Raw genomic sequence first — 7,262 nt, forward strand, 5'->3', positions numbered from 1 at the left:
CCCCCCCCCCCCGCCGACAGCGGGATAAACCGCCGCAGCCCGCCGCGCGCGGGGGACGGCGTCCCGGGGCGTGTCAGCGACGCCCCCCCCCGTCGATGCGGGCGGCCTCGGTCTCCGCCGCGCGCAGCCCGGCCAGGACGGCGGACAGCGCCGGATCGCCACCCGCCACGGCGGCGGGCGCGTCGGTCTGGAGCTGCCGCGCCTCGGCGGCGTAGAAGGCCGTCCGCTCCAGAACGGACCGGCAAACGCCGGACAGCAGAAGCCGCGTGCCCAGAACGGCGAGAATCCCGATGGCGGCCAGGAAGACGGCGGTGACCGTCGCCGTCTCGCGCAGCGCGGCCAGAACCTCCACCCGCGCATCCTGCTGCGGGGCGAGGCCCAGCACGGCGCCGGCGGGCTTGCCCAGGGCGTCGGCCACCGGCACGCCGACCAGCACGCCGTCACGGTCCGCGAGGTCCCACGGCTCCGCCGGCAGCCCCGCGGCGGCGCCCATCCAGGAAGCCGGCACCGGCGTCCCCGCCGCCTGGGCGGTGGCGAACAGCACGGTCCCGCGCGGGTCCACCACATAGAGCCGCACGCCCCCGCCGCCGGTCGAGGCGACCTCGATCAGCCTTTGCAGATCGTTCTGGTCGGCGAGCGGAAAGCCGATGGCCGCGCGCTCCGCCGCGCTGGCCGCCACGCGGCTGGCCAACGCCGACGCGCGCGCGGCGATTTCCGCCGTGTGCGCCTCTGCCACCGCGTTGTGAAAGGCGAACAGGGTGAACGCCTGCCCGCCCACGGCGCACAGCCACAACACAAGCGCCAGACGCCCGAAACCGTAGAGCATGGCCAGCCTCCCAAGGTCCGGCTATAGCGGCTTTCCGCGGGGGCATCCCGTTCAGATTGGCCCAACTTGGTCTGATCTGCTTTTGCCGCTCCCCGGCCCCTGCGATACTCCCCCGACCAACCAGACCGGCCAACCAGAAAGGGCGCGCTCCATCATGAACCGGCCATCATGAACCGGGATGCCCGCCTGCAGGCGATCCTCGCCCGGCTGCGCAGCGACTCCCCCGGCGAGCGGCTGGCCGCCCTCTCCGCGCTGGAACGGCTGATGCCCGCCGGCACCTCCCTCTACGAGGTCATCCAGGTCGGGCTGTTCTACACCGACCGCGGCACCGTCGCCCCCTCGCTGGTCGAGGAGGTGGACCGTCTGCGCGGCGAGGCGCAGGAGGCCGCGCGGCGCGAGGAGCGGCAGCGCCGCCGCGCCCGGGCGCTGGAAACCGGCATCCGCGCCGTGCTGGAGGAATTGCGCGGCGGCAAGGACGACTGACCGCCTTCGCTCCGCAACGGACGCAGTTCCGGCGGCGTGACTCCGGGAGTGGACCAACAAGGCGTTCCGCGGCGGCCCGCCATCGCACACCTTGCGGGGCAATACCGCCGTGCGTACTCGGAGGCCCTTTGCCCACCATCACCGCACCCTGTCAGCATGCCCTATACGCCGCCGTGGATTCCGCGGCGGCGGCGCGCGGCATGACGGTGCCCGCCCTGATCCGCTCCTGCCTGACGCTGGTCGGGCCGGAGGCGCTGACCCATCTGCCCGATCCCGGCAGCCCCGAGCCGGTGGACGTCTCCCACCGCACCGTGACGCTGAAGAACGGCGGTACCCGCCGCGTGCGGGTGGTGCCGAAGCTGCGGGTGCGCCACGACACGCCGCTGGATGCGGCAACCGTGCGCAAGGCCGCCTGGGTCGCCGCCACCATCGGCAACGACGACGGCGCGCACCTCATCACCGCGGGCGAGCTGAACGCCGTGGAAAGCGAGATGAGCCGCTGCCGCCTGCGGCTGGAGCAGCTGACGGCGGCGCTGGAGACGCTGGCCTTCCGGCCGTTGCGCCAGCCGATCCGCAAGCCCTGGCAAGCCACCTACGTCCTGGGATTCACCCACGAATGGGGGCTGGACACGCAGACGGTCAACAGCCGCTTCCGCACGCTGGCCCCGATCTTCCATCCCGACACCGGCCTGCTCTCCAGCGCCGAGCGGATGAGTCAACTATTGGAGGCCCGCAACTTTCTCTTGCAGCACCTTCGAAGCTGAGCGGGCGATGCTTCGTACGCCGGACATTCCCTCCGAAACGGAGGTGTTCCGGGGCGATGTCGTCCAATTGGGGTCCATCTCGGCTGGCCTCCGCGGGGGTGCCTTTCGAATGATGGCGAAGCTCGACAGCCGGCGCGCGACGCGCACAACCCTATGAGGTCGTCAGATATGAGCGAGAGCAGTCAGAAGAAGTTGGAGCGCGTCCGCCCGCCGCGGGTGAAGCTCACCTACGAGGTCCACACCGGCGGCGCCCAGGAGATGAAGGAGCTGCCCTTCCTGGTCGGCATCCTGGCCGACCTCAGCGGCAAGCCGGAGAAGCCCCTTCCCAAGCTGAAGGAGCGCAAGTTCGTCGAGATCGACCGCGACAACTTCAACGACGTGATGGCCTCCGTCGGCCCGCGCCTCGCCTTCCAGGTGGACAACAAGCTGCAGGAGGACGGCGGCAAGCTGAACATCCTGCTGAACATGCGCCACATGGACGATTTCCAGCCGGTGGAGGTGCTGAAGCAGGTGCCGACGCTGAGCCGCCTGTTCGAAGCCCGCCAGAAGCTGTCGGACCTGCTGGCCAAGCTGGACGGCAACGACGAGCTGAACGGCCTGCTGAACGACGTCATCACCAGCACCGAACAGCAGGACGAGCTGAAGAAGCTCCTCGGCCCGGTGGCCGGTGCCCCGGCCGGCGAGCCTGCGGGCGAGCCCGCCTGATTCCCCGTCCCGTCAAGCCCAATCAGAACCCCCTTCACGGAGCGAACAGGTGAGCACGGAAACGTCCGTTGAGAGCGCCGCCAGTCTGTCCCTGCTCGACCGCATGATGGTCGAAGGCAAGATGGCGCGCGAAGAGGGCCAGCGGCCCTACGCCCGCGACCTTCTGACCGAATTCGTCGACCAGGTCCTCGCCGAGACCGGCGACGCCTCCGCCATCGACGTGGTCGAGGCGATCAACCAGCGCATCGCGCAGATCGACGAGCTGATCAGCGACCAGCTGAACGAGGTCATGCACCACCCCGACTTCCAGAAGCTGGAAGGGACGTGGCGCGGCCTGAACTACCTCGTCATGAACACCGAGACCTCGACGACGCTGAAGCTGCGCGTCCTCAACGTCTCGCGCAAGGACCTGCAGAAGGACCTGGACAGCGCGGTCGAGTTCGACCAGAGCGCCATGTTCAAGATGGTCTACGAGGCCGAATACGGCACGCTGGGCGGCACGCCCTACAGCATGCTGGTCGGCGACTACGAGTTCGGCCGCCACCCGCAGGACATCTCCCTGCTGGAGAAGATGTCGAACCTCGCCGCCGCCGCCCACGCGCCGTTCATCAGCGCCGTGTCGCCGGCGATGTTCGACATGGAGAACTTCGGCGAGCTGGGCGCCCCGCGCGACCTGTCGAAGATCTTCGAGACGGCCGAGATGGTGAAGTGGCGGTCCTTCCGCGCGTCGGAGGATTCCCGCTACGTCTCGCTGACCATGCCGCACGTCCTGATGCGCCTGCCCTACGGCCCGAACACCGTTCCGGTCGAAGGCATGAACTTCGTCGAGGACACCGACGGGCGCGATCATTCCAAGTACCTGTGGGGCAACGCCTCCTGGGCGCTGGCCGCGCGCATCACCGACAGCTTCGCCAAGCACGGCTGGACCGCGGCCATCCGCGGCGTGGAAGGCGGCGGCAAGGTCGAGGGTCTGCCCAGCCACACCTTCAAGACCGACGAGGGCGACGTCGCCCTGAAGTGCCCGACGGAGATCGCGATCACCGATCGCCGTGAGAAGGAGCTGAACGACCTCGGCTTCATCTCGCTGGTCCACTGCAAGAACACGGATTACGCGGCGTTCTTCAGCGGCCAGACCACGAACAAGCCGAAGGTCTACAACACCGACGAGGCCAACGCGAACGCCCGCATCTCCGCGATGCTGCCGTACATGCTGGTGTCGTCGCGCTTCGCCCATTACCTGAAGGTGATGCTGCGCGACAAGATCGGCGCCTTCCTGACGCGCAACAACATCACGGACCACCTGAACACCTGGATCGCCAACTACGTCCTTCTGGACGACGAGGCGTCGCAGGGCACGAAGGCCCGTTTCCCGCTGCGCGAGGCCCGCATCGACGTCTACGACGTGCCGGGCCGTCCGGGCGTCTACCGCGCCAACATCTTCCTGCGTCCGCATTTCCAGCTCGAAGAGCTGTCGGCCTCCATCCGCATGGTCGCCGAACTGCCGGCGCCGGAAGCCTGATCCCCTCCCCCCGAACGCATCGTCCGGAGTAAATCCGCATGTCTATGATCATTCTCGATATCCCCAACGTCCAGGGGGAGTCCGCGGTGGAGATCGCCGGGGGCGTGGTGTTCAAGGACATGATCCTGTGCGAATCCCTGTCGCAGGACATGACCGTCGAAATGGAAGTGTCGACCAACGCCCGCCGCACGGTCCACACCCCGAAGGTCGAGAACATCACGCTTGAGCGCAAGTGGGACCGGGCCTCGCCCAAGTTGATCTCGCTGCTGCTGCGCTCGGCCAACTCCGACACGGCGAAGAAGCAGTGGACCATCCATTGCCTGAAGCCGATCGGCGACACCCACCAGTGGGGCGAGTTCCTGACGATCGAGCTGACGAACCCGCTGATCGCCAAGCACAGCCTGAGCGTCAACGAGGGCGACACGACCGAGACCATCGAGATCAACGCCACCGAGATCTACTGGACCTACAAGCGCTACACCGAGGAGCAGAAGCACGAAGGCGGTGGCGGCGTGAAGTTCAACCTGTTGAAGGGCACTGTGTCCGACAGCTGAGGCTTTAAATAGCCCTCTCCCCTCTGGGGAGAGGGAAGGGTGAGGGGGTTGCGCTTCTGCCGAACGCTCCGCGACGCGCCCCCCTTATCCTGACCTTCTCCCCGGAGGGGAGAAGGAACTGAAGCCCCAACGGACACGGCGATGACCCAGCCCAAGACGATGACCGGCGGACGGTCGCTGCTGTTCGAACGGCTGATCGACTTCGAACCGGACCACCCGACGGGCGACGAGCCGTCCGCCACGGTGCTCTCCATGCCCGACCTCAAGGCGTCGATCCGGCGCGAGGTGGCGCGCATCCTCGACAGCCGCAGCACCGGCACCCGCCGCCCCGACCTCGGCGGAACGGCGCTGGACTATGGGATTTCCGACATCACGCATCTCGACGCCGCCTCCGACGCCGACCGCCGTTTGGTGGAGCGGATGGTGCGACAGGCCATCATCGATTTCGAGCCGCGGCTGAAGCGCCCGCGGGTGACCGTCAGCGCCGGAACCGGGCGCGGCACCATGGTCACCAGCATCTCCGGCGAGGTCGTGGCGGGCACCATCACCGAACGGCTGGAGTTCGACGTGGGCCTGCGCGGCCAAGCCGAATCCGGCTGAAAGGACGCACCAGGATGCGGCGCGAGGACCTCCTCGACCATTACGAACGCGAGCTTCTCTACGTCCGCCGGGCGGGCGAAGCCTTCGCGCGCAGCTATCCCAAGATCGCGCGCCGGCTGGCGCTGGGACCGGATCAGGCCGCCGACCCGAACGTGGAGCGGCTGATCGAGTCCTTCGCCTTCCTGTCCGGCCGACTGCAACTCAATCTGGAGCGCGAGTTTCCGCGCTTTTCCGAAGCACTGCTCGGCATCCTGCACCCGCAGATGATTGCGCCGATCCCGGCCATGGGCATCGCGCGGATGGAGCCGACGCCCGGCGAGGGGCGGCTGACCGGCGGCTTCCGCGTGCCGCGCGGCACCCCCTTGCACGCCGTGGCCGAGGACAACATCCGCTGCCGCTTCCGCACCGCCTACGACGTGACGCTGTGGCCGGTCGCCGTGACCGACGCCGCGGTGGAGCCGGCGGACCGCTACGACTTCCTCGACGGCGCCGCCACCGCGTCGGTGCTGCGGCTGCGGCTGGAGACGCGCAACCAGTCCTTCGAGAATCTGCCGATCGACAAGCTGCGGCTGTTCATCGACGGCGAGACGATCCTCACCTCTGCCCTGCACGAGCTGTTCCTGTGCGGCGTGGTCGAGATCGCCTACCTCCAGCCCGGCAAGCCGCCGGTGCGGCTGCGCGGCGAGAACCTGATCGCTCCCGTCGGCTTCGGCCCGGATGAGACGGTGCTGCCCCATCCCAAGCACGCCCAGCCGGCCTACGGCCTGCTGCAGGAATACTTCGAGTTTCCGCAAAAGTTCGACTTCTACGACCTGCCGCTTCCCCGCGGGCGGCTGTCGGGCGAGGTCGTGGACATCCTGATCGCCGTGTCGCGCCCGCTGCCCAACCGGCTGACCCTGCGCAAGGACAGCTTCGTCCTCGGCTGCACGCCCATCGTCAACCTGTTCAACCGCACGGCGGAGCCGATCCGGCTGAACCACCGGCGCACCGCCTACCGCGTCGTCCCCGATGCCCTGCGCGAGCGCACGACCGAGGTCCATTCGATCCTGGAGGTCAGCGGCCTGCGCGACGGCGACGGCATGCACCACCGCTACGTCCCCCTCTTCTCGCACCAGCACGCCGAGGCGGAGACGGAGCCGCGCGGCTTCTGGCTGGCCGCCCGCGAGCCGACCCAGCGGGAGGACGTGCCGGGCACCGACCTGCATCTCAGCCTGCATCACCTCGACCTGACGCCGACCGATCCGGCCGACGAGACGCTCCTCGTGCGCACGCTCTGCACCAACCGCGCGCTGGCGGAGCAGGTCCCGGCGGGGGCCGCGCTGATGATCGAGGAATCCGCCCCCATCGCCACCATCCGCTGCCTGCACAAGCCGACGCCCGGCCGCCCCGCCCCGGCGGGCGGTTCCTCGGCCTGGAAGCTGATCTCGCACCTGTCGGTCAACCATCTCAGCCTGACCGGCGACGCCGAGGGGCTGCGCGCCCTGCAATCGATCCTGCTGCTGCACGCGCCCGACGATCCGTCCGCCCAGCACCAGATCCGCGGCGTGCAGGGCCTGTCCTCCCGCCCGGTGCTCCACCGCATGGGACAGGACGCCTGGCGCGGCTTCGTGCGCGGGCTGGAGGTGACGGTGGCCCTGGACGAGCGGAACTTCGTCGGCGCCAGCCCGCTGGTCTTCGGCGGCGTGCTCAGCCGCTTCCTCGGCCTCTACGTCAACGTCAACGCCTTCGCCCAGCTTCGGCTGCGCTCGGTGCAACGGGAAGGGGTGTGGAAGGCATGGTCGCGCCTTGCCGGCAGCCAGCCGGTCCTGTGA

General features: G+C 68.8%; 8 protein-coding genes. 7 read left to right on the forward strand and 1 reads right to left on the reverse strand.

Features of this window, described 5'->3' with window-relative positions:
• Positions 1-73: 73 nt before the first annotated feature.
• Positions 74-826 (reverse strand): hypothetical protein, encoded by a 753-nt coding sequence (locus GBZ26_RS24835; RefSeq protein WP_174441134.1) that lies wholly within the window; start codon positions 824-826, stop codon positions 74-76.
• A 168-nt stretch (positions 827-994) separates the two neighbouring features.
• Here GBZ26_RS24835 and GBZ26_RS24840 point away from each other — a divergent pair, with 168 nt between their 5' ends.
• The 7 genes from GBZ26_RS24840 (at position 995) to tssF (ending at position 7,262) form a co-directional block, all read left to right on the forward strand.
• Positions 995-1,309 carry a hypothetical protein gene (locus GBZ26_RS24840; RefSeq protein ID WP_174441135.1) on the forward strand — a complete coding sequence of 105 codons (315 nt, stop codon included), beginning with the start codon at positions 995-997 and terminating at the stop codon, positions 1,307-1,309.
• A gap of 200 nt (positions 1,310-1,509) precedes the next feature.
• Positions 1,510-2,073 (forward strand): hypothetical protein, encoded by a 564-nt coding sequence (locus GBZ26_RS24845; protein WP_211104950.1) that lies wholly within the window; start codon positions 1,510-1,512, stop codon positions 2,071-2,073.
• 168 nt (positions 2,074-2,241) lie between these two features.
• The gene (tssB, locus tag GBZ26_RS24850) at positions 2,242-2,778 is read left to right on the forward strand and encodes a type VI secretion system contractile sheath small subunit (protein ID WP_014198564.1); all 537 of its coding nucleotides are present in this window, start codon (positions 2,242-2,244) and stop codon (positions 2,776-2,778) included.
• Between the two features lie 49 nt (positions 2,779-2,827).
• The gene (gene tssC, locus GBZ26_RS24855; protein WP_174441136.1) at positions 2,828-4,297 is read left to right on the forward strand and encodes a type VI secretion system contractile sheath large subunit; all 1,470 of its coding nucleotides are present in this window, start codon (positions 2,828-2,830) and stop codon (positions 4,295-4,297) included.
• A 38-nt stretch (positions 4,298-4,335) separates the two neighbouring features.
• The gene (locus GBZ26_RS24860; protein ID WP_109071735.1) at positions 4,336-4,851 is read left to right on the forward strand and encodes an Hcp family type VI secretion system effector; all 516 of its coding nucleotides are present in this window, start codon (positions 4,336-4,338) and stop codon (positions 4,849-4,851) included.
• 141 nt (positions 4,852-4,992) lie between these two features.
• A complete protein-coding gene (gene tssE, locus GBZ26_RS24865; protein ID WP_174441137.1) occupies positions 4,993-5,451 on the forward strand; it encodes a type VI secretion system baseplate subunit TssE in 459 nt (152 codons plus the stop codon).
• 14 nt (positions 5,452-5,465) lie between these two features.
• Complete coding sequence (gene tssF, locus GBZ26_RS24870; protein ID WP_174441138.1) at positions 5,466-7,262, forward strand: type VI secretion system baseplate subunit TssF; 1,797 nt, start codon at positions 5,466-5,468, stop codon at positions 7,260-7,262.

It is taken from the genome of Azospirillum formosense (genome assembly GCF_013340925.1).
GTDB lineage: Bacteria > Pseudomonadota > Alphaproteobacteria > Azospirillales > Azospirillaceae > Azospirillum > Azospirillum formosense.